The 23,848-nt window shown below is 54.6% G+C and carries 16 protein-coding genes; 8 read left to right on the top strand and 8 right to left on the bottom strand.

What is annotated here, in order from left to right; genetic code table 11:
- The first annotated feature begins 678 nt into the window (after positions 1–678).
- Entirely contained in the window at positions 679–8,157 is a 7,479-nt protein-coding gene (locus tag DOM36_RS05880) for a carbohydrate-binding protein (RefSeq protein WP_110641838.1), read from the top strand.
- An 85-nt stretch (positions 8,158–8,242) separates the two neighbouring features.
- On the opposite strand, the gene DOM36_RS05875 is transcribed toward DOM36_RS05880, so the two are convergent.
- From DOM36_RS05875 to leuS, 4 genes are all read right to left on the bottom strand, one after another.
- Positions 8,243–9,424: a multidrug effflux MFS transporter gene (locus DOM36_RS05875; RefSeq protein ID WP_110641836.1), complete on the bottom strand. Its 1,182-nt coding sequence runs from the start codon at positions 9,422–9,424 to the stop codon at positions 8,243–8,245.
- Between the two features lie 265 nt (positions 9,425–9,689).
- On the bottom strand, positions 9,690–10,748 hold the full coding sequence (gene holA / locus DOM36_RS05870; RefSeq protein ID WP_110641834.1) for a DNA polymerase III subunit delta: 1,059 nt from the start codon (positions 10,746–10,748) through the stop codon (positions 9,690–9,692).
- Positions 10,745–11,233, bottom strand: coding sequence for an LPS assembly lipoprotein LptE (lptE, locus tag DOM36_RS05865; RefSeq protein WP_110641832.1), 489 nt, complete (start codon positions 11,231–11,233; stop codon positions 10,745–10,747). The genes holA and lptE overlap by 4 nt, the downstream gene beginning before the upstream one ends.
- A 125-nt stretch (positions 11,234–11,358) precedes the next feature.
- Positions 11,359–13,950, bottom strand: coding sequence for a leucine--tRNA ligase (gene leuS / locus DOM36_RS05860; protein ID WP_075569331.1), 2,592 nt, complete (start codon positions 13,948–13,950; stop codon positions 11,359–11,361).
- A gap of 195 nt (positions 13,951–14,145) precedes the next feature.
- Between leuS and DOM36_RS05855 the strand changes: the two genes are divergently transcribed.
- On the top strand, positions 14,146–14,688 hold the full coding sequence (locus tag DOM36_RS05855; RefSeq protein WP_110641830.1) for a zinc ribbon-containing protein: 543 nt from the start codon (positions 14,146–14,148) through the stop codon (positions 14,686–14,688).
- A gap of 92 nt (positions 14,689–14,780) precedes the next feature.
- Here the strand turns inward: DOM36_RS05855 and DOM36_RS05850 are convergent, their stop codons facing one another.
- Complete coding sequence (locus DOM36_RS05850) at positions 14,781–15,359, bottom strand: MFS transporter (RefSeq protein WP_198651202.1); 579 nt, start codon at positions 15,357–15,359, stop codon at positions 14,781–14,783.
- A 17-nt stretch (positions 15,360–15,376) separates the two neighbouring features.
- On the opposite strand from DOM36_RS05850, the gene DOM36_RS05845 reads away from it, so the two are divergent.
- The 4 genes from DOM36_RS05845 to DOM36_RS05830 are packed head-to-tail and all read left to right on the top strand — an operon-like array spanning position 15,377 to position 18,622.
- Positions 15,377–17,008: a recombinase family protein gene (locus DOM36_RS05845; protein ID WP_110641828.1), complete on the top strand. Its 1,632-nt coding sequence runs from the start codon at positions 15,377–15,379 to the stop codon at positions 17,006–17,008.
- Positions 17,001–17,711, top strand: coding sequence for a hypothetical protein (locus tag DOM36_RS05840; RefSeq protein ID WP_110641826.1), 711 nt, complete (start codon positions 17,001–17,003; stop codon positions 17,709–17,711). Before DOM36_RS05845 ends, DOM36_RS05840 begins: the two co-directional genes overlap by 8 nt.
- 35 nt (positions 17,712–17,746) lie before the next feature.
- Positions 17,747–18,211: a crossover junction endodeoxyribonuclease RuvC gene (locus DOM36_RS05835; protein WP_157958572.1), complete on the top strand. Its 465-nt coding sequence runs from the start codon at positions 17,747–17,749 to the stop codon at positions 18,209–18,211.
- Positions 18,212–18,253: 42 nt separating this feature from the next.
- The gene (locus DOM36_RS05830; RefSeq protein ID WP_110641822.1) at positions 18,254–18,622 is read left to right on the top strand and encodes a histone-like nucleoid-structuring protein, MvaT/MvaU family; all 369 of its coding nucleotides are present in this window, start codon (positions 18,254–18,256) and stop codon (positions 18,620–18,622) included.
- Between the two features lie 54 nt (positions 18,623–18,676).
- On the opposite strand, the gene DOM36_RS05825 is transcribed toward DOM36_RS05830, so the two are convergent.
- From DOM36_RS05825 to DOM36_RS05815, 3 genes are all read right to left on the bottom strand, one after another.
- On the bottom strand, positions 18,677–19,204 hold the full coding sequence (locus DOM36_RS05825) for an RIP homotypic interaction motif-containing protein (RefSeq protein WP_110641820.1): 528 nt from the start codon (positions 19,202–19,204) through the stop codon (positions 18,677–18,679).
- Positions 19,205–19,907: 703 nt separating this feature from the next.
- Entirely contained in the window at positions 19,908–20,294 is a 387-nt protein-coding gene (locus DOM36_RS05820; protein WP_110641818.1) for a hypothetical protein, read from the bottom strand.
- Between the two features lie 239 nt (positions 20,295–20,533).
- Positions 20,534–22,006 (bottom strand): hypothetical protein, encoded by a 1,473-nt coding sequence (locus DOM36_RS05815; protein ID WP_157958571.1) that lies wholly within the window; start codon positions 22,004–22,006, stop codon positions 20,534–20,536.
- A gap of 717 nt (positions 22,007–22,723) precedes the next feature.
- Here DOM36_RS05815 and DOM36_RS20010 point away from each other — a divergent pair.
- Positions 22,724–23,101 carry a hypothetical protein gene (locus tag DOM36_RS20010; protein WP_157958570.1) on the top strand — a complete coding sequence of 126 codons (378 nt, stop codon included), beginning with the start codon at positions 22,724–22,726 and terminating at the stop codon, positions 23,099–23,101.
- 58 nt (positions 23,102–23,159) lie between these two features.
- Positions 23,160–23,666, top strand: a complete 507-nt coding sequence (locus tag DOM36_RS20005) for a hypothetical protein (RefSeq protein ID WP_157958569.1) — start codon at positions 23,160–23,162, stop codon at positions 23,664–23,666.
- The last annotated feature ends 182 nt before the right edge of the window (positions 23,667–23,848 follow it).

Here is a 23,848-nt window from a genome sequence, read left to right as displayed (position 1 = left end):
GTTAGCGTTGAAAATCGATGTTGTTAGAAAGGCAGCATTGGCATGTCGTTTTGGGGTGTCAGCATGCGTAAATTGTGAACACGTTTACAAGCGGAATTGTTGGCGACTTTTCTCAGAAAACATGAGGTTTTGAATTGCTGATTTTTTAATTACCTGTTTTATAACAAGGGAGTATGTTCGTGTCCATATCTCAGATTCCGCGATTTATTAAAAGACGCGCGAATAAAATTAGCGAGTTTGATGAACAGGAGGTCACGGTTTTGTGCTGAGCGGCGTAATGGGTTTTTGCGCTTTGAGCATGAGGTTTATCAGTCTTGAAAATTTATGTAATCGCGTTGTTTATAGAGCTGCGGGAAGTGGCTGACACAACGGTAAGTTGTCGGAATCGAGTCATGGAAACGCTATTTTCCATGAGTAACTCGTTAAACTCGTTTTGAGGGTTGTAGAAGTTTCAACTTTGCGCGGGGAGTGAGAAGCGCTAGTTTGCCATCGGTAAGACTCCATTGGTAAGACTTTAGTCACGTCAGTCCCGAGCCTTTCGGCCCATAACGATCAGCGACAGGGAACTTCCGTCACCCACTACGCGGAAGGTCGGCATCGTGTCGGTTAGCGCCGGGCGGGCGACGATCATCGTCGCTCGTTTCATCACCACCCACTCAACGCGTAGGGACTCCATTCATGTTCACGTTATCCATCATCGATGCTCAGACAGGGGACACCGTCGAGACATTGACTCAGGGCGCTGCCATCACTCGTGAGCTTCTCGGCGAGGATTACTGGCTTGAGGTCACGCCCGTCGACAGTAGCGGCTTTCTGGCCAGCGATGTCGCCGGCATTTCGCTGACGGTAACCGACTCCGCAGGTAATCCTGGCGAGCAGCTGAGCTCGGAAAGCCCCTATCGGTTCATGTTGTCCCCGGATATGGATCGTGGTTTGACGAATCTGTTGCTGGATGCACTGGACGAAAGCGGTCAGCTGTTGACAGGGAGTGAGCAGTCGGTCGATATCGAGATCGTCAATGCCGAAGGGTGGTCCGGGGACGTCTTCACCCTACAGGGCGAATCATTGATACCCGACGATGGCGCCTCGGCCGCCGATACGGTCGTTCGCGATGGCGATAACCCGGATACCAGCGGGGCAGCGGGTAGCGATGGGTTATGGGACGGCTCCAGCGGGCCCGGGTACCTGGACCTGGGCGGACAGATCGGGGACGCCGCCTATTTCGAGGTTGACGTCGAAACCGCCGGCACCTATCAACTCGACGTGCGATATGCCGGCAGCGGCGCGGTTGGCGCTTCTCGTCCGATGGCCGTGTCGGTCGACGGCATCGATCAAGGCAACCTGGCCTTTCCCTCGACCGGTAGCGGTACCGCCGGCTGGCAGACGTGGCAGCATGCAACGTTGTCATTGTCCCTGGACAGCGGGATCAATGTCATTCGCCTGGAAAACCTCGTGGGTGGCGGCCCGAACATCGATAGCCTGACGTTGACCGCGATCGTTGACGACGACGGCCCGGCATCTCTGGTCATCCAGGCCGAAGATATGAATCTGGTCTCTATCGACGACAGTGGGGCGACGAACAGCCCCGGCTTGACCCGAGTCGTCGACAGCCAACATCCCGATGCCCAAGGTGTCGTCAGGGCGGGCGCGATCGACGGTGGCTACGTCGACTTCGGAACCGATGCGGGGGACGCGGTCACCTTCCAGGTTTCGCCCGATGACACCGGGGTCTATACCGCCACGATCCGTTACGTCAATGGCGGGGCCGGTGACCGCCCGTTATTGCTCTCCGTCAACGGCGCGGAACCTACCCTGGTCTCGTTTCCCCCGACCGGGGCCTGGACGAGCTGGAACGAGATCAGCGTGTCGGTTCCGCTATCCGGGAGCGACAACACAGTGACGCTGACGCTGCCGTCTACGACACAGGGTGGCGCTCCCAACGGTCCCAATATCGATCAGATCAGCTTCGATTATGCCGCGGCGCTTCCGGCGGATCCGACGCTGGTGTTTTCGATCGAAGGAGAGGCACTGGCGATCGACGACGGCAATTCAGTTGCCGATACCGTCGTCCGCAACGCCGGCAACCCGGAACCGAGTGGCGGTGGCGCCGACCGGCTATGGGGAGAGTTCAGTGGATCCGGCTACCTGGATATGGGATCGCAGGCGGGGGACGCGGGCGCTTTCACAGTCAACGTCGCCGAGGCGGGCACGTATCTGCTGACGATTCGCTATGCCGCCAGCGGAACGAACGATCGCCCGATGGCGCTTTCGGTGGATGGTGATACCCAGGGTACGATCGCTTTTGCCTCGACTGGGGTGGGGAGTGCGGGTTGGGAAAACTGGACGGAGACCACCGTCGAGATCGATCTCGGGGCGGGTGACAATCTGGTTCGACTCGCCAATATCGGCAATATCGGACCCAATATCGATACGCTGTCGATCCACACGCTACCCGACGATGGTGGTGAGCCCGGCGTCGAGCCCGGCGATCGCTTCGAAGTGAAGATCAATTTTCAGCCGAACGGGGCGACCACACCGGATGGCTATATTGCCGATACTGGTCAGGCATTCGGGCAGCAGTCGCTGCAGGTGGACGGCCAGACGTATCAATATGGGTGGGTAACGGCGGGATCGATCGCCGACGGGACCGCCAACGGCACGACGCCCATGGCCATTGCGGGTCAGGATGCGGATGCTCTCGGCGACCGCAGCGGCACGTTGCCTGGTGTCGATCCGCTGCAGGCAACTTACGCGGGCTTCGACAAGCCGGGCTACAGCCAGGCTGCCGGCTGGGAAATCGAGCTCGAGGATGGCTATTACGAAGTCACTATTTCCATCGGTGACAGCGGCGGCGCCTACGACAGCGTCAATCTCGTCAACGCCGAGGGCGAGGCTTTCAATACGCCCTTTGCCTCGGGACGTCCGGATGGCTTCCCGGCGGATAACGACCCTACCAACGACAGCGATGGTTATCGCTCGACACTGGTGACTCGGATCGTCCAGGTGAGCGACGGGCGACTGACACTCGATTCGCTCGGTGTCGACGGCAACAACACCGAGATCCAGTACGTCGAAATCCAGTCACTACCCGACCTCACGCCGAACGACGATCGCGAGGCGCCGGAGGATTATGCCTACTTCACCGATCCCAGAGCGGTGGCCGGAGTCGGGCCGCAGCAGGTCGAAGTCCACCTCCAGGCGGAAGACGGCACGCCGCCGGTCGGCGTCGATCCGACGTCCGATATCTTCATCGGCATCTCGGTCGTCGAGGGCCGCGGCGGCGCCCTGCTCGAAAGCCTGAACGATGGTTCGGTCAAGCTCTTCAATACCGTCACCGGTGAAGAAGTCGCCTTCAATATCAATACCACCGGCGGGTTCGATTCGCTGACCATATCACCGGTCGGCGAGCTGGACGAATACACCAGCTACACCCTGGTGATCGATGGGTTCCAGGATCGGGGTGACAATAGTGATCCCGATGCGCCCACCCGTGAATTCCAGAAGTTCACCACGACATTCGTCACCGGTGCCGAACCGGCAGTTCAGGATAGCGAGGTGGCCTTTGACACGGCCGTGGAGTTGAACGGCGCCGAGGATGGCGCCTACCTGTTCAGCTCCATCACCATGTCTCCCGATTATTCCCAAATCTACGTTTCGACCCTGAACGGCGAGATCAGGCGCTACGATGTCGATGCCACGACCGGCGCACTGTCCAACGAGCAGACTCTGGCGCTGGATTACTTTCAGACCGATGCCGGCGCTCGCGGCATCGTCGGACTGAGCTTCGATCCGACCGATCCCAATGTGATCTGGGTAACCGACAACTATCCCATTCCGTTGAGCGGGCGAGACAATGGTGTTCCCGATTTCAGCGGTCGGGTCAGCAAGATCACCATCGGCGACAGTGACGATGCCTTCACTGGCACCGCAGAGACGTATATCACCGGCCTGCCGCGTTCCAACGGCGATCACGTCACCAACAGTCTGGTGTTCCACGCCAATCCGGCATTCGACGCCGAGACCAATCCTGACGTTCCGCCATATCTGCTCTACGTCTCGCAAGGTGCCAACACCGCCATGGGTGGCGATGATAGTGCCTGGGGCAATCGTCCCGAGCGGCTGTTGAACGCGGGCGTTCTCGAAATCGATCCTTCTCGTGATGCGCCGGAGGGTGGTTTCGATGTGTCGACCGAACCGTTGCCGACGGACGGATCCAACACGCGCTACGGAGACGATGACAACGATCCCAAGAATGGCCCCATCGACATGGGGGGCGGCCAGTATCTGGTATTCGCGCAAGACGGCACCGCAACGATGCAGGACGCCGACGGCAACGTATTGATCGAATACTACGACCCGTATGCCGCGGATGCGGTACTCAAGATCTATGCGACCGGTATTCGCAACGCCTACGATCTTGTATGGCACTCCAACGGGAATCTGTACGCGCCGACCAATGGCTCCGCGGCCGGTGGCGTCACCCCCGATGACCCTTCAACGGCCTATAACGAGGCGTTGATCAACGTCGGTATCGAAGACGACTGGCTGTTCAAGATCGAGCAAGGGGGATACTACGGTCACCCCAACCCGATGCACGACGAGTACATTCTCAACGGAGGTAACCCGACCGCCGGGGGGGATATCAACGAGACCGACGAATACCAGGTTGGCACGAACCCTGACAGCAACTATCAGATCGACGATGCCTACTCCCTGGGTACCAACCGCTCGCCGAATGGCGCGATCGAATACACCAGCAATGTCTTTGGCGCGACGCTTGACGGAAGCCTGTTGTTCGTCGAGTACTCCGGAGGCGACGATATTCGCTGGATCTCGCTGGATGAAGACGGCAACGTCTCGAGCGACAACGTGTTGCGCGATGTGAACGGTAACGTCATCAAGTACGTCGACCCGCTGGATATCATCGAGAACCCGCTCACTGGCCAGCTGTATCTGATGACACTCAACCGCAGCACCGGCGAGAGCCAGGTCATACGCCTGGATCCCGTACCCGGCGATATCATTGACCCCGGTGAAGGAGATGCCGACTTGACCACCATTGCTACCATTCAGGCCGAGGACGAGTCCCAGGCCATCATCGCCTCCGGTGCTGGCGCCCAGATCGTGATTCGCGATGGCGACACGCCCGAGGTCAGCCCGACCAACCCGCCCTACGGTATCCGTCCGGGAGCATACGGGCTGGACGGCAATACCGATTACAGCGACGGCATCGTTGGCGGCTATGCCGACTTCGGCTCGACGACGGCGGATTTCATCACGTTCAACGTCGATGTCAATGCCGCCGATGCGGGCGATGCCGTACTCCGGGTTCGCTACGCCAATGGGGGAGAGACGAATCGACCGCTGGAGGTGTTCGTCAATGACGTCAGTATCGGCGTCTTCGGATTCTCGCCGCCTGCGGGCGTCAGTGGCAACGCGGCCTGGAATACCTGGCAGGTGCTGGATATTCCGGCGGAGTTGCTCGCCGGGGCCAACACCGTCCGGCTGCAGGCGACCACCAACACCGGCCCCAATATCGATCAACTGGAAGTCCTGATCGAGGATACGACACCCGGGTACGCCGTGTATGAAGCCGAGACGGCAGCGCTGCAGGGCGGTGCGGTCGTCGTGCCGGAATCACAGACGGATCGGGATGCGTCCGGTTCCGGGTTCGTCGATTTCGTCGGCTCCGGCGATCAAAGCATTACCTGGGATGTGGACGTCGATCAGAGCGGCGTCTACGAGGTCGCTTTCCGTTACGCGCTGACGACCGGCAAAGCCGACCGTCCCATGGCGCTGACGGTCAACGGTGTCAGCTATCCCGCCGTCAATTTTCCCGCCGAGAGCCAGACAGTCAGTGACTGGGTCTACCAGACGGTCGAAGTGACGCTGGCTGCCGGTAGCAACACGATCTCGGTGACCGCTCCCAACGGCGTCGGGCCCGATATCGATTCGCTGGAGGTGCCCGGTGAACCGTTGGCCACCGTCAGCAGTGGCGAAATCAGTGTGGTCAGTACGGATCCGGCGTATTTCGACGACCGTATCGCTTTCAATTATCTCGAGGACAACGATGCCACCAGCGCTTCTCCGGTGGCGCGGGAATACAAGGATAGCGGCTCGGTCATCATCACCAACACGGGTACCGGAGAACTATCGGTGAGCAGCGTCTCGCTGAGCGGCCCGTTCATGCTGGCGGATGCCCATTTGCTGGACGATCTGAGACTGGCAGCCGGTGAATCCATCGAGGTCGGCGTGCTGTTCAATCGCGGCGCCTATACGCCCCCGACCAGCAACGCTGCCGATGGGGTGTTCGAGGGCACCATGACGATCGTCTCGGACGATGCCGACCAGCCCGTCACGGAGATCCAGCTGGCCGGCTTCTGGCAGGCGCGCGACGAAGGTGGCTGGGAGCCCAACCTCAACGAGATCTGGCGAGTCTTCGGCTTCGGCAACCACATCGAGGGTCTGTCGACACTGGACGGTGGCGGTGGGTCCGTCCTGCAGGATTTCGATCTCTACCGGGCAGCCAACGATCAGGAAGTGCTGTCTCGCTACTGGCAGATCGCCGACGGTGTGGAGTCTGCTACGGTCACGCAGTTGGCCGCGTTGCACGGATACAGCGGTGCACTACTCGCACTGCATGCGCCGGGCGACAAGGCAGCAAGAACGGCCCTGAGCAATCACGACAGTCTTTATAGTCAGTCATTTCTCCCGCAGGTGGCCAATGGCGACTATGCAACCGCGACGTTCAATCGGGGTCGGATTCCCGACGGCTGGGCAGGCGACGATATTTTCGGTATCTCCATTGCCAACCTGTCGACCGACCCGTCGTTGAACCCCTCCGGTGGCAGCACACCGCCGGCGGAGGATGCCGGCATCGAGCGTGGCCATACCGTGCGTGTTTTCCAGGCCTACGACACTGACGGCAACGCCATTGCCAATACCTATTTCGTGGTCATGGACTACACCGGCATCAACTACGACTACAACGACAACGTCTTCCTCGTCGAGGGCATCGAACCGGCGGCGCGAACCCCGTTCAACGAAGCGGCGACCCCATGGTTCGTCGATCACGACGGCCTGACGCTGGATGCGGCGCTATTCGACGAGGGCGCGCCTTATCTGACCTACGAAGATTCCAGCGAGACACAGCTCGGCTCCAACTTCCGCGAGGGCGGGGTGGACATCCGCGGTAACGGCGATGCCATTGGCTGGATCGAGAACGGAGAGTGGGTCGAGTACACCCTGGAGGTCGACCAGGCCGGCGTCTACGATCTCTCTTTCCTGTCCGCGCTGGGTGCGCAGACCGGGGCGGCACGCTCCATCACGGCCACGTTCGACAGCGGCGCCGGCGTCTACGAGGTCGCCACCATCGATGTCGATTTCACGGGCGGCTGGAACACCTTCGCGCCAACCGACAGCCAGCACGTGGCCTTGGAAGCCGGTACGCAGACGTTGCGGCTGACTTTCAACGGAGGCTCGCAGAATCTGGAGTCCTTCAACTTGGCGCCCGCCACGCAGTCGGCTTTCAATGCCTCGGGTACGCCCTGGGCGGTCGACGAGGGTCTGACGTTGCACGCGGGGCAATACGATACCGGAGGAGCTGAGGTCGCCTACCACGACAGCAGCGAGGCTCAACTGGGCGACAACACCAGAAACGAGGGTGTCGATCTACGTGACAACGGCAATTCGATCGGCTCGATCGCCAATGGCGAGTGGGTCGAGTACACGATCGATGTTGCCACGGCGGGTACCTATCAGCTGTCGTTCGCCGCTGCAACGATGTCCAACGGCCGCACCGTCACGGCCAGCGCCGAGCAGGACGGCGCGATCTATACCAGTGCTGCACCCCATGCCGTCACCAACACCGGTGGTTGGAACAACTATCAGGCCAACAACGGCATCGAGCTGGATCTGGCTGCCGGCGAGCAGACGCTGCGGCTGACGTTCAACGGTGGGGCGATGAACCTGCAGTCATTCACGCTGACGCCGGAAGCCAATGCGGCGACAACCTCGATGGCATCGTTGATGTCGATGATGACGGAGATCGAGGACAGTGGCGGTCTCGCGCCGGCCGCCGAGGATCTCGCCGTGGCCAGCGACGATGTTGCCCTCGCCGGCGTTCATCACAACCCGGAGGCCATCAGCATCGCCTAGAATCTTGCGTCAGTTGGTCGCTTTACAGGCCGGGCATTCGCCCGGCTTTTTGTATTGAGAGGACTCCTGGATGGTCATCCCCGGATCATCGGACCCGACGTGGACGCAACGCGCCCACGATGACGATCACGCAGACGAGCGAACAGACGAACATCGAGGCGATGACCCAGCCGAGAGTTTCCGGTAGCAGGGTCGAAAGTGCACTCAGCGTGCCGGCAATCCCGAACTGGCTGGCGCCCAGCAGTGAAGCCGCGGTGCCGCCGTGACGCTCGAAGTATTCCATGAAACATGCCTGGTTGTTGGGCGCGACGGCGCCCTGGGCACCAATGGTCAGCATCATGGCCGGCAGAAATAGCCAGACCGAGACCTCGAGCCATGTCGCCAGCGCGAGCATCAGGACGCCCAGGAATTGTGCGCAGAGACAGGTGATCAGAATCTGGCGTGACGTGAACCGATTGAGCACGGCGCGGTTGGTCAGGTTGACCAGCAGCATGATCAGGATATTGGCGCCGAACATCAGCGAAAAGGCGCTTTCCGATTGACCGAAGTGGGCCTGATAGATGAACGATGCGTGGGTGATGAACAGCATCATGACCGAGAAGGCGAAGGCCTGCAGGGCAATGAAGGGTAGCGCGGCTCGAGTGGCCAGCACGAAGCGATAGCGGGTCAGCAGCGAGTCGTGATGATGCGTCACATCGATGGGTCTGGCGTGGCGCAACACCACACGCGCCTGCAGCGGGATCACGCCAAGCGCGTAGAGAGCGAGAAACCAGAAGATGGCATGCCAATCTCCCATGGCGAGCAACGCACTGCCGAGACTGGGGGCGAGGCCAGGCGCGACCACCATGATCAGGCCAATCATGCTGAAGAGCTTTGCGGCGTCGCGTCCGCGCACCTGATCCCTGACCAGAGCCGGTACCAGCACCATGATCCAGCCGCCTCCGAAGGCCTGGAGGCCGCGCAGCATCAACAACAGGTTCAGATCGTCGACCTGGGTGATGCCCAGCGACGCCGCGATGAAAATAGCCAGGCCCGCGTACATGACGCGAGGTCGCCCGATTCGGTCCGATAGCGGCCCGCCGACCAGCTGACCGATGGCGAGACCGAAGATGTAGATCGAGAGGCTCCGGGCGACTTCGCCGATGCCGACGCCCATCGCCTCTGCCATGGCCGGGAAGGCGGGGAGGTAGGCATCAATCGACAGCGGGCCGAGTGCCATGGTGACGGCCAGCACCAGTGGCAAGGCAAAAGAGTACGAACGGGACATGGCGACCTGCGAAGCCTATTGCTGGATGGTTGATTTCGTCAACTATATCGGTCCGCCAAGGCGCTTTCAATTCAGTTGTACGGCTATGAGCCTGCCGGCGCCTCCAGCGAGCGCTATGCGCAACCGCGGAAGCCAATCGGAACCACGAGCGCGATGGGAGACGATACGCATCGAACGGCCCGACAAAGATCGAACGGCACGATAGAGGTCAGGCGTTGCGATAGAGGTCAGGCGTTGCGATAGAGGTCAGGCGTTGCGATAGACGTCAGGCGGAGCGATAGGCATGCGGCATTTCGGCGAGGATACCGCGACCGCCGGCGAGAGTGAGGGCCAGGTCCTGGAGACAGTCCCAGACGGGCAGGGCGATGGCCCCCTTGATGGCGAGATCGATACGCTGGGAGAACATGAGCAGCTTGTGCAGGCGGCGCTGGGGAAGACGCTTGAGCGCTTGCTGATAGCCGGGACGGCGCTTCTCCGGAATCATCGGTCGCTGCGCCTTGCAGGCGTGCTCCAGGCTCTGGCCCTGATCGAGATGCTGGAAGATCGATAGCAGGGTGCGCAGCTCACGGGTCAGCGCCCACAGGATGATCGGCGCTTCGACGCCCTCCTGACGCAGGCCACGCACGATTCGGACGACGCGATCACGCTCGCCTTTCAGGCAGGCATCGGCGAGCGTGAAGACATCGTAACGGGCACTGCTTTCGACGCCGCTGGCAATCGCTTCGACATCGAGGCGCGCATTGGGTGGCAACAGCAACGCCAGCTTCTGCAATTCCTGATCGGCTGCCAACAGGTTGCCCTCGGTGCGCTCGCCGAGAAGGCGGGCCGCTTCCATATCCATCGTGAAGCCGTAGCGGTTGGCCCGGTCGCGCATCCAGAACCCCAGCCGCTGATGGTCAACCGGCCACACCGGAACGAAAAGCCCCAGCTTGTCCAGGGTCTTGAACCATTTGCTGGATTGCGCCTTGCGATCCAGGCGCTGGCTCGACAGCAGCAGCACATTGTCGCTATCGCCGGCCTGTTGCGCATACGCTTCGAGCGCCTTGCTCCCTTCCTGGCCGGGAGACTGGCTACCCAGGCGAACTTCGATCAGCTTGCTCGACGCGAACAGCGACAGGCTGGAGGCGGATTCCAGCAGTTGCGTCCATTGGAAGCCGGATTCGACGTGCATGACCTCGCGTTCTTCGATCCCGCGTTCGCGGGCGACGCGCCGAACGGCATCGCAAGCCTCCAGATGGATCAGCGGTTCATCGCCGGCCACCATCACCACCGGCGGCAGACGCTTCTTGAGCGACTCTTCCAGCTTGTCGGGAAATACCTTCATGGTGTCTCGAGCGCGTCCAGCCGGTCGATCAACTGGGTCGCCGCGTCCCGGCGCAGCTGTCTGGCAGCCTCCTTGCGCACCTCTTCGCTGGAATAGATGTCGTCGGTCGAGAGCAGTACCGTCGTCGACGTTTCCAACTGCTGCTGGTTCAGCAAATAGGCGCTGTCGGATACGCGTTGAACGGAGAAGGGGGCGGTCAGCGTGATCCGGGTCTCGCGGCTGCCGGAGTCGGATCGCGTCAGTCGATTCTCGCTGATTTTCTCGTCACCCAGATTGAGTCGAAGATCGGCATCCTCGGTGACGGCCGTGCCGGCGCTCTCCAGCGATCGGCGAACTTCCTCGCTGAACGGAGAGACGTTGGCGCTGAGGCTCAGTTCAGAGATACCCAGTGTCGGTTGATCCAGGCCACGGAGCTGAAAGCCGCAGCCGGTCAGCGCGGTCAGCGACACGGCCACCAGGCCGGCCACAACGGTGCGACGTATCATGAAAAGCTCCTTCTGACATGACGGCACTGCCTGGCAGTGCCGATGGGTGCCCAGTGTCGATGGGTGCCCAGTATCGATGCTATCGACTGCAACGATTCGGCTGCGATCGTTCAGTCGGCAAGCGTTCAGTTGGCGACGATGTTGACCAGTTTCCCGGGAACGACGATGACCTTGCGCACGTTCTTGCCGTCGATATGTCGCTGCACGTTGTCTTCCGCCAGGGCGAGAGATTCCACCGTGGCCTTGTCGGCCTCCGCCGGCACTTCCAGACGGGCCCGCAGCTTGCCATTGACCTGTACCACCAGTTCGACACTGGCCCTGATCAGCGCTTGGGTATCCACCGTCGGCCAGCTTGCATCGATGACCGGCGTCTGATGACCCAGCGATTGCCACAGCGCGTGACCGACGTGCGGCGTGATCGGCGCCAGCAGCAGCACGCAGGCTTCGATAGCCTCGCGACTGACGGCAAGACCCTGCGGTGACGTGTCGTCGAAACGGCCCAGCGCGTTGGTCAGCTCCATCACCGCCGCGATCGCGGTATTGAACGTGGTGCGACGGCCGATGTCGTCACCGGCCTTGGCGATGGTTTCGTGGGTCTTGCGGCGAAGATCCTTCTGAATGTCGTCGAGACTACTCACATCAAGCGCCGGCGGCGTTCCCGCCGCCACATGGTCGGCGACCAGCTTCCACAGCCGCTTGAGGAAGCGGTGCGAGCCTTCGACGCCGGAATCCGACCACTCCAGAGACTGTTCCGGCGGGGCGGCGAACATCACGAAAAGACGCACGGTATCCGCGCCGAAGCGATCGATCATCGCCTGCGGGTCGACGCCGTTGTTCTTCGACTTGGACATCTTTTCGATGCCGCCCATCTCGACCGGCTGGCCGTCGCTCGCCAATCGGGCGCTGGTCGGGCGGCCCTTGTCGTCACGCTCGACTTCCACGTCGGCTGGGTTGAACCACGCCTTGCCGCCGTTGGTTTCTTCGCGATAGAAGGTTTCGGCGATTACCATGCCCTGAGTGAGCAGTCGCTGGAACGGCTCGTCGCTATTGACCAGACCTTCGTCGCGCATCAGCTTGTGAAAGAAACGGGCATAGAGCAGATGCAGGATCGCGTGTTCGATACCGCCGATGTAGAGATCCACCGGCAGCCAGTAGTCGGCGCGGTCGTCGAGCATCGCTTCCGGGTTGTCGGCACAGCAGAAGCGGGCGTAGTACCAGGACGATTCCATGAAGGTATCGAAGGTGTCGGTTTCTCGCGTCCAGCCGTCGCCCAGATCGTAGAAGGATGGCATCTTCTTGAGCGGCGAGCCCGACGCGTCGACCTCGACTTCCATCGGCAACGCGACCGGCAATTCGTCGTCGGTGAGTGGAACGGTCTGGCCTTCCGGGCCGTACTTGACCGGAATCGGCGCGCCCCAGTAGCGCTGGCGGGCGACGCCCCAGTCACGCAGGCGATAGTGGGTCTTGGTCTTGCCGAGGCCTCGGGACTCGAGCTCGGCAGCGATGGCATCGAACGCGGCATCGAATTCGAGACCGTCAAACTCGCCCGAGTGAATCAGCTTGCCGTGATCGACATAGGCACTGGCGGAGAGGTCCGGCACGTTGCCCTCGGCGTCGGCGATGACCGCCTGAATCGGAAGCTCGTACTTGGTAGCGAACTCCCAGTCGCGCTGGTCGTGTGCGGGCACGGCCATGACGGCGCCGGTGCCGTACTCCATCAGCACGAAATTGGCGACGAAGATCGGCACTTCCTGGCCGGTCAGCGGATGAAGCGCGCGATAACCGGTGTCGCGACCCCGTTTTTCCATGGTCGCGAGCTCGGCTTCGGAGTTGCCACCTTGCTGACATTCGATCAGGAATTCGGCCATGGCCGGATCCTGCTCGGCGGCCTTTCTGGCCAGCGGATGGCCGGCAGCCACAGCGACGTAGGTGACGCCGAAAAGGGTATCGGGGCGGGTGGTATAGACCTCGAGCCGCTCAGGCTGATCGTCGCCGTCGCCGTCCCCGGCCTTGACGGCAAAGCTCAGCTCGACGCCGCGAGACTTGCCGATCCAGTTGCGCTGCATGGTCTTGACCTGCTCGGGCCATTCCACCTTGTCGAGGTCGGCCAGCAGCTCATCGGCATAGTCGGTGATCTTCAGAAACCACAGCGGAATCTCCTTGCGCTCGACACGGGCGCCGGAGCGCCAGCCACGGCCGTCGATGACCTGTTCGTTGGCGAGCACGGTCTGATCGACAGGGTCCCAGTTGACCGTCGACATCTTCTTGTAGACGACGCCTTTCTCGACCAGCTTGGCGAAGAACCACTGCTCCCACCGGTAGTAGTCGACATCGCAGGTCGCGAACTCACGACTCCAGTCGTAGGCGAAGCCGAGTGACTTGAGCTGGCCGCGCATGGTATCGATGTTTTCGTAGGTCCACTTGCCGGGTGCCACGCGGTTCTTGATGGCGGCATTTTCGGCCGGCATTCCGAAAGCGTCCCACCCCATTGGCTGCAGCACGTTCTTGCCCTGCATGCGCTGGAAACGGGTCACCACGTCGCCGATGGTGTAGTTGCGCACGTGACCCATATGCAGCTTGCCGCTGGGATAGGGGAACATCGACAGGCAATAGAACTTCTCGCGCGTCGCATCCTCGACGGCCTTGAAGCTCTGGTTCTGGTTCCAGTATTGCTGTGCGGCGTTTTCAATCGCTTGCGGGTTGTACTGTGCGTCCATCGGTTTGGTCAGGCACCTTGCGTTCGGCGTGTGGGAGCGCCAGAGTCCCCGCGAAAAGCTATACTCATGGCAGACGAAAAGAGCGGGGCCGGCTTGATTTTCAGGGCCACAAGCATACCCCAGACCTATCGTCGCAAGTAAGAGCCTGGCATCAAGGCCGGGTGAATCGATCCGCAGCAGAAAAAGGGGATAGCCATGGATGAGCAACAGTCACGACCCGAGGCGCGTTCCCGTCTCAGTGAAGCCTATGAACGCATTCTGACCCGTTTGAAGGACGGCGGCGGGGAACTCTCCTGGGACAGCTTCCAGCACGAACTCGACGAAGCCGTAGCGTTCGAGGCCGAGTTCGAGGAGTTCACCAAAGATGAGATGGCGTTGCTGCGGGCCTGGGTCGAGCGCGACATGCGCGACTTTCGCCAGTTTCTCGCCAAGGGCGGCGAGGGTGTCGCGTCCTGGCTGGGGATCGATCTCGACGTGCTCTCGCGCCGAGTCAGCGAAGCGCTGTTCTCGATCGCCGATCGCACTACCATCGACCGTGAACGCTTCGAAGACGATCTCGAAGCCGCGCGTGCCGACTACACGGCCGGGGAAGTGGCCCTGCCGGGCCGGATGAGCTGCGTTCACTGCGGGGCGGGCGTATTGCTCGAGCAGGTCGCGCGACTCGATGCCTGCCATGCGTGCGGACACCGCTACTTCCAGCGTGACTCCGATGCCCCCCGGCCTGATCCCCGGTCCTGAGCGGGCGATCGACGTCTTCGACCGACGGGCCTCGGCCCGTCGGTCGTATCGGCGGAAGCCAATTCAGGCGACGGATCACGTCGTGGCGCGGTTCAGGTCGCGGGTTGGGCGAGAGGTTTCGGTGCGCGTTGCCATTCGGACTCGTCGGCATCCAGCGCCCGGTGCGATGACTCCGGCAGGCGTAGACCGCCCCACATCGCTAGTAGCGTGATCGCGATCAAGTAGATCGCTGGCGACAGGTTATTGCCGGTGCGCTCGATCAACCAGGTCGCGACCAGCGGTGCCGTTCCGCCGAAGATCGTGTAGGAGACGTTGTAGCAAAGCGCCGAGGCGGTATAACGCACGCGCGTCGGAAACTGCTCCGACAACAAAACGGCCGTCACCACGCCGCAGATCACCGCGCCTACCGCCATCAGCATCGCGCCGATCAGCGATGCCCACCATTCGCCGCTACCGGCCAGCGTGTAAGCAGGGAAGACCGCCACGATGAGGCAGATTCCCGCGGTCAGTATCGTCTTGCGGCGTCCGACCCGGTCGGTATAACGGCCCACGAACGGACACAGCGCGGCCGCGAACAGCAGCGCGCCGAGACTGGCCAGCAGCGCGGTGGGACGTGAAGCATGCCCCACGACCTGCATGTAGGTGAAGAATGTTAGACTGTAGTGAACCACGATTACAGGCTAGCGTCATGGCTCAGGCAATCAGCTATATCCGCTTCTCTAGCGCCCTGCAACGCGGGGGCTCTTCTACAGATCGACAGTCTCGCATGATCGCCGACTGGCTCAAAGCTCATCCTGACGTTTCGCTATCTCCGATCAGCGCCAGCGACGAAGGTAGAAGCGGATTCAGCGGGGCACACCTACAGCACGGCCTAGGCCAGATTCTCGCAGCTATAGAAGACGGGAAGATAGCTACCGGGGATTTTATCCTAATCGAGGCAATGGACCGTCTAGGGCGTCTACCGCCGTTGGAGATGCTGTCACTTTTACAGCGAATCGTCGGCGCTGGGGTAAATGTCGTAACGCTGGAAGACTCTCAGACGTATTCGAAAGAGAGCTTGAACGAGAAAATCGGGGATTTGTTCATTCTCGTGGGGAAAATCTCTCAAGCGCACGAATATTCAAAAAATCTAAGCAGGCGCATGAAAGCTGCTTATGAATCGAAACGGCAGAAAGCGAAAGACGGGGAAACGATCAAACGTTATACGCCGTTCTGGCTAACATCTGATGGAAAAATAATTGAAGAATGGAAGGAGGGAATAGAGCGAGTAGTTGAATACTATTTGAAAGGGTGGGGGCCGCGAAATATCGTCATTGAGCTAGTTTCAAAAAATTTGATTCCTGAAAATACGACGACACAATCCGTTAGAAAATGGCTCAGATCAAAAGCGCTTGTAGGCTCTTGGGATAACAACGGCGATGAGATTGAAAACGTTGTCGATGCTGTGATTGATCGTGAAACGTTCTATCGTGTGCAAACAGAAATCAAAAGACGTGAAGTGGATCATAGCCCGCGATCTACGTTCAAATTGTCCGGGCTGATCAAATGCAAAGAATGTGGTAGTTCGTACTACATCACCAAAAAAATGGTGAAGGGCTACCCCCAGCATTCAGCAAAATGTTTGGGTCGCGAGAAAAAGGGGGCTGATTTCTGCTCAAATCAAAAGCAGCTTCCTTACGTCGTTCTATTACACGCTCTCGAATCCTATCTACCCGAACAACTATCACAGTTAGCATACGATTCTTCGTTAGATGAAGAGTTAAATAAAATATCTGCCTTGAAGTCTGAACGCACAGCGATTGATGATCAGCTAAACGTACTTCTCGACATGCTACTGTCGATGCCCGATCAATCTAACCTGAAAGCTAAATTTGAACAGCTATCAGCATCGAAAGATGAGATTGAAACTAAAATCGCAAATCTAGAAGTTTCGTTAGTAGACCGTGGGGCTAGTGTATCAATTAATAGTGTTGTCATGAACGCTAACATGAGTATTGATGAAATTCTGTCTGATGACACTGCTACACGAGAAACTTTAAAAAAGACAAATTGGCGGATTATAGCATTTGACAGTAAATTCTCAGTGAATGTCGGTAGCGCTGGAAATGTTGATTATGAGATAGTAAAGCGTCGAGCGAAATTTAATGCGCTATACGTCACACGCACAGTGCCCGAACATGAAGTTTTTAACGAATCGACAGACGAATATGATGTGATTGAGGCTGAAACGGAATGGTTGGCGTTCGTGAGTGGCGAGCTAGTAGCAACGGCGCAGAGTGAAGACAAAGTTGAAAATATATTAGGTGAAAAGAATGCTTGAATTAAAAGAACTACCTTGGCAGTTGATTATTTCTGGTGTAGGCATCTTTGCACAAATGGCCATAGCGAGCGGAAATAACAAGGCGGTTGACAAGCGGGCTAAGACGGAGCTTGCGCAGCGCGAAGAAGAATTTAGAGATTTGGTATCAAGGGAAGCAAGCAACTACGAACAGCGGAAATTAGAGTCTGATCGGGCCGTGAATGCGTTCATAGCTGATAAACGACAAGCGTGGATCGATGAGTTGAGAAAAGATGTAGCTCATTACCTAGCACTATCACAGGAAATCGCGTGGAGGTGGGCTGCGATAAGATCAGAGGTAAATGATTATCGCAAAGGATTAAAAAATGAGTTGGATAAAGGTGGTGTGTCGAATGTAGATATCGAAGACGCGGTTGAAAGTTATGCGACAAGAGTTGCTAAAGATTTCGTCGAAGGAAATGGTGAAAGAGATAGAGTTCATCATGAAATACTGTTCATGATTATGTTTAGGTTGAATCCGGGCGAGAAAAAACACCAGAGCTTAAGAGGTGTTCTTTCTGAGATTAGGAAAAACCTGCACGAATTACAGCAAGAGAAAGAGCACTCAGCACGCAGAAAGATCATGAATGCTGTGAAGAATGGAGTTAAGAAGGCGGAAGAAGTAACCGAGGAGGTGCTTAAAGATGAATGGGAAAAAATTAAGATAGAAGCGAGAGCGATATAACTCATAAATACCCTCATATTATTGAGGGTATTTTTTTGGCTACAATTTTAGGTGTCGATCAAAGTTTCACGAATACCGGAATCGTCATCATAGACGATCAGAAAATGATTCATCACGAAGTGATAGCATCAGATAAGAATCAATCTCGTTTAGTGCGTGCACAGATGATAGCTGAGCGGGTGCTAGATATAGCAATCGTGCACAGCGTCGAAGGCGTGAGAATTGAAGGACTATCGCTTGGATCCATCAGCAGCAGTACACGCGATCTAGCGGGGCTTCAATTTCTGATTTTAGATCGTCTGACATCGATAGCGTTAGAACCGCTCGTCATCGCGCCCACATCTCTAAAGAAAAAATTCACAGGCAACGGCAGGGCATCGAAAGACGAAATGCTAGACGCAGTGGCAGCGGACGTTAGAGCCATATTCAACCAAATTCCGAAATCCCGTGGGCGCTACGATCTAGCTGACGCATATGCTCTTGCATCGATAATAATGTGATGCTATAAAACGCTACATCATCAAACGTAGAGAGTTTTAAGAATGGCAAAGTCACAGCTAGCAACATACACTGAGAAAGAAGCGCTACTGAAAAAATTGCAGGCTGAATTGTTAGCGCTCGAATCGAATGAAGATTTTAAGAAAGACATTGAATTTAAAGAAAAACTTGAAGCGCTCATGAAGAAATACGAGAAGAGCGAGCGTGACGTAACTGAAATGCTGAATCCGTCGACGGAGCAGCAGAGCGCTAGCAGCGGCACGCGTCGTAAGCGTAAGCTCAAAATCTACAAAAACCCTGAAACTGGGGAAGTCGTCGAGACTCGCGGTGGCAATCACAAACAGCTTAAGCATTGGAAAGCAGAGTTTGGTGATGAAAAGGTCGAATCGTGGCTGGTACGCGAAGAAGACTAAAATTGAAAGCGATCATGAACAAAAAACCCCGCATCTGCGGGGTTTTTCTATTGGTTAAAACATACTCAGCAAAGTCGCCGCACTCGATCCCAGCACCGCAGCAACGGTAGGGTTCTCTAACATCTGCCGAATCTTGCCTTTAGCAGCGTCTTTTTCAGCATCAGATGTTTCAGCCTTATCAATTTTCTCGATCAAACCGGTGATGCTGGCTTCAATATGCTGAAGGTTGTGATCGCCGATTTGAATACCTTGAGAATTGTTGATGTGAAACGTTTGAGATGTCGGGGCGGGACTGGATCGCTTCAAGGAACTGGTTTTCTCTAATTTTAGGTTCCAATGCGGTGGTATATCATCCAGCAAACCGGGTGAGTAGTCGACATCAAGTATAGTGTATTGTTCCTCTTTCTTGTTGGGTAAAACCCTAATCAACGTATCCCCCTCGGACACATTGATATCATCAACATATATAGAAGCAGCGTGACCACCTTTAGAGCCTACGCGAGTTTTATAGTTTTCTGAACGAGTTCCATCTTTCCGTAGGATATATACAGTATCGTTGTGAATTGATTCGAAAGGATTCATCTGTAAAGCCTCATAGATTAGCGTTGCCTACCGAAAGTTAACATTACCTTCATCTAGCTTCCATTCTTTCATCGACTTGGTAAACTTTCGTCTATTGTCAGCTAGCGACAGTGCTTGAAGGTTTTCTAGTGAATGAATGAAGGTCACATCACGCCAGCCCGCACGCTTGAAGCGAGATACAGGTACGATATGGTCAACGCTCCATTCGATTCCCCAAGTCTCCCATGTCCAGCCGTTCGCAGCCATCATTGGGGCTAGGTGGTCCTTCAGGTCGTCAGCAGTGTACCCGAGATGGTCCCAAGGGTTACCCCATGGCTGACGCTCGATGCGGTTGAGCATACGCGTTGCGAGACGAGTTAGACGACGATCTAGAGAGCCGTAGTAGCGCTGATAGTACTGTGACTGCGTAGCGCGTCTACGTGCGTACTGCACAGCGTTGTGTCGAGCGTTTGCAGCGTCAGAGCATGATACACAGCGATTTGTAGCGATGTAGCGAAGAGTCGACGCGCATTTTTTGCATGCTATTTTAGATTCGAATTTGTTTGATTTGATAGATTGTTTTGACATGTGAACATCTCCTTTTCATTGTTCACATGTATTTATTACTGATTTCAATAATTTATAACCGGTTATAATGAATATCGAGAATAGCTAAATATCTGTGTAGTTTTGACATAGTTACATCCTCCTAAAGAAAAAGCCCTCAACTGAGGGCTTTTTTATTTTCCTCTTCTCGTTGCCTAACCTGACGCGGCGACATCATGTTAGCTCTGTTATAGATAACGTCCTCTAGCTCTAGTCTAAATGATTCGTATATCTCGGCAGATTGCACGATTTCTAAAACCTGTTCTAAAGTAAAATCTTTGCGTTTGACGCCTAATCTGAAAAAAACTTCCGCATGTTCGATAAATTTAGGATTGCTGTCTCTTAATGTCGTCATGAATTCCCAGTGGTTAGCTCTACCATTAATATTGAATTCAGAAAGTATTTCGGTTTTCTCAAAATACTGACAGACTCCGGTTTTTATCTGACCGGTTTTGAAATTTCGGATTACGTATAGAACAGAGTCAAGATGATTGTGATGTGACATAGTTTGTCCTTTTTTATTGTTTCTTACGAACGTTGTACGCATGCCGCGAATTCTCAATATTCTTTATAAAATCTCTATTGACAGCACTATCATTTTGAATCGCTGCGTTAACTAGTGATTCGACAATACATGAGACAGTAGAATCATGTTGATCAGCTAAAAGCACTATTGTGTGAAAAATGTTGCTGTCTAGAGTTTGGTGATATGATTTGCGAGCCATTATATTACCTCCAGGGTTATTAGTTGTTGGCTATGATTGTTTCTTGTGAATAGTACGTGTTCATGATGTCTACGTATTGAGAGTAAGAACGTGGTTTTAGGCGTATCCCTGATTTCAATTGACTCTCTTTATATGAGCGAGTTTTGACAACAGCACGAGGAATTACAGTTAAGCGGTTGCGTTCAACGATGCTCTCAATTTGTTGAACCGCTTCACGAACTACGGTAGCGTTTGGAAATTTGGCTTTAAGATAATCTGCGCGCCGTTTGTCGACTACGAATAAATCAACTCGAATATCAGACATATCTCGATTACGAATAATAGTTCTGTTGCAAAATTGGTTGCACGACATAACATTTCTCTCGAAATCAATTTCAGCGCGAGTGACGCCAAACACATCATTTAGCGCGTGAATTTCGTTGCTATCTGCGTTAGCACTACTCACACAAATAGCGTTAGCGACAGTATCGTAATCGTTCAAACCATGCGGGGTGTTAACGACAGGAATGGAAAATAGATACTCGTATTTGCTATTACAGTTAGCGATTGCCCGCGCGTTGCCGATTTTACTCATCGCATCTTGAATGACGTAATGCTGAATGCCGTGACCACGATTATTAAACCAGTTTTTATTTGGATCAGAGTTATCACGCTTAGTAGCGGTCCAATTTTCGTCGATGTAATAGTGAATAAACACATTCTCGCGTTCGTTTACTACTGGCCCCATCGACACGTCATTGAATGCGAAACCCGCATTCCTCATCACATAGTAAGATTCAGACAGGGTGAAATCAGCAGATAGAATCTTAACGCTATTGAATTGCTCTAAAAGCGATGTGTTTATAATTGATCCAGCAGTTAGTAGGGTGGTGCGCTTTTCCAGTGCCTCATCGATACTGATGAAATTTTCTAGTCTGAATTTGGGGATATATGTCGTATGTGACGCAGACAAGACGAACGTAAAAAAATCTTTAATGTTTGATGCTTCGAATAGATCGTCATGCTCACTACCTGCTAGCAGGGCTTCAACCTGAGAACGTTTGCCGTCTTTCACTGTGACTGAATACCGCCCTTCGTCTGCTGACACGAAATTGAGATATGATGTGATTAGATCGAAACTAGATTTGTAGATCGATAGTGCGTGAGCTTTGTGAAATGACATCGATTCGTCAATGCTTAGATCATACTCATTGAACATCGAAAGACCGCGAAATAGAGCTAATTTGAACGTGGCGTGGGTCGATATGATGACTGACGCGCTCGACTGCATGATCTCATTACAGAATGCATGAGTAGTAGAGCCGTTAACGCTATCGCCGTGGATGACTTTAACTGATAGGTGGGGATTTAGTAGCTGTAGTAATCTTTGCTGTTCTTTAGCTAGATCGATAGACGGGACTAGATGAATGGTTTGCCTTTTAGATTGTGCTAATCGCTTTAGCTGTGTGTATGACTTGCCGAATCCGGCACGAGTTTGGTCGTAATCTAACATTTTTGTTTTTACACTCCGGTATTTTTCAATGCTGTACTGTTATTTAGCCCTCGATTTGAATAATTAAACATGGATTTAATTTCAACTGGCTATGACTAATGTTCTCATGAAACGTTGATTCGTCAAGTCTTCAAAGTAAGATTTGAGCGCCCACTATTGGGATTATATTTTTTAGGACTTTTTTCTATATATATATAGGAAAAGGTCCCATTTTTTAATAAACGTAATTCTTAATGAATAGATGCCAATTGGCAGGGGTAGGGGTTTCAGTAGCGAAAGCGAAACGGGGTTGGGGTTGTGCGTAGCACATATTGAGAAAGGACATCAAAAACATGTTGATGTGCTCGTGAACTCACACATCAAAGCGATTTCACATTGTCTCGTGATAAAAACACATCACATCGACAATGCATCATCGCATATCAACCCCAAAAGCGTTTGTACTGACGTACAGAAACCCACAAACCCAAATGATTATGAACAGTTTCATGAGGTGATAACGTCAAAACCAAAACGTGATAGAGAGAATGGACCCAATAGCGGGCGTTCAAATAGGGCTTCTATTTTGCCCCACATTGAACGATCTCACATTAACCAATGCCGTTGCCTGCATATCAACGAAAATCGAACAGAAGGGCTCACAGAGCGATATACCTAGATCACGTGGAAACTAAATACAGATACGAATTAAAATAATAATAACGAGAACAAGAATTCATGGATTACATAACGCCTTTTCTACTAATTTTCGGCATCACGCCACCTTTTATTTTCGCTGGTGTAGTTGCAGCAGTGCTACGCGTACTGATACTAGCTCGCTACCCACCACCGCCACGCCCTCCGTTTTTAGAGACGCTCAGACAAGCACTAGTAGCATTCATACTAATCATCAGCATAAACCCGTTCGCTATATATGCCGGTGTCGATCCCGCGCTAATAGTTCCGATTGCGATAGCTTTAGCACTATCCGGCCCCGAAAATTCAGCTAGATATTGCGTCAGATTCATCAAATTATTTTTACCTGAAACTTTTAGACAAAAAGTTGAAGATTTAGAAAAACGTGACAAAGAATTGACAAAGAAAGAAAAGGAATAAAACCGATTTTAATGTTGTCGAAACGGTTTCATAACTACAGACAACGAGGAAAACAAAAATGTTCATAGCAAAATTATTAAGATTTTTTGGATCACATATCACAGCAATCATTATCGCAGTTCTACTATCGTGCAATGCTCTACAAGCGATACAAATTTATCAGCTACAGGATAACGTCTCAGAGCTACGTCAAGAGAAAATCGAAATGCAACGGGATTCACTAGATCAGACAATAAAAATTAAAGATGAATACAATGAGAAAATTGATGAAATCTATAAAAAATACAATCAACAAATTGAAGACATACGCACTTCAAAAAATCGTCTTATTGATGATTTTAACGCTCAGCGTCTCAAGCTGCGCTCAGACATCGCAACAGCAAACGTATCTGCAAACGAGCTATCACGTAGCGCCGTCACTGCTGCTAAAACGCAATGCAGACTATCAACAAAATTTGTCGAATCTCTTATTCGAGAAGCCGCTAGAGCAGACACAACAACAGAACAATTGAATGCCCTAATAGACGCTGTAGAGGCTCAGGAAGGCACTAACGAGGCTATGTAAGACATTTTACGTATTGACAGTGTTATTGTCGGAACAAATAATAAACCGCTTAGGGCACTACATAGAGAGGAATAATAAATGAACGATTCGAGGTTAACATCATTGGATATAGCGAAAACTGCGATCAACAATTCAGAGAAAATAGAATTGAGGTCTCCGATTTGTTAGACAGACTTTTTGAA

It is taken from the genome of Salinicola sp. CPA57 (assembly GCF_003206035.1).
GTDB classification, from domain to species: Bacteria; Pseudomonadota; Gammaproteobacteria; order Pseudomonadales; family Halomonadaceae; genus Salinicola; species Salinicola socius.
Note: the sequence above shows the minus strand (reverse complement) of the source record. Positions and strands in the feature narration are given on the sequence as shown.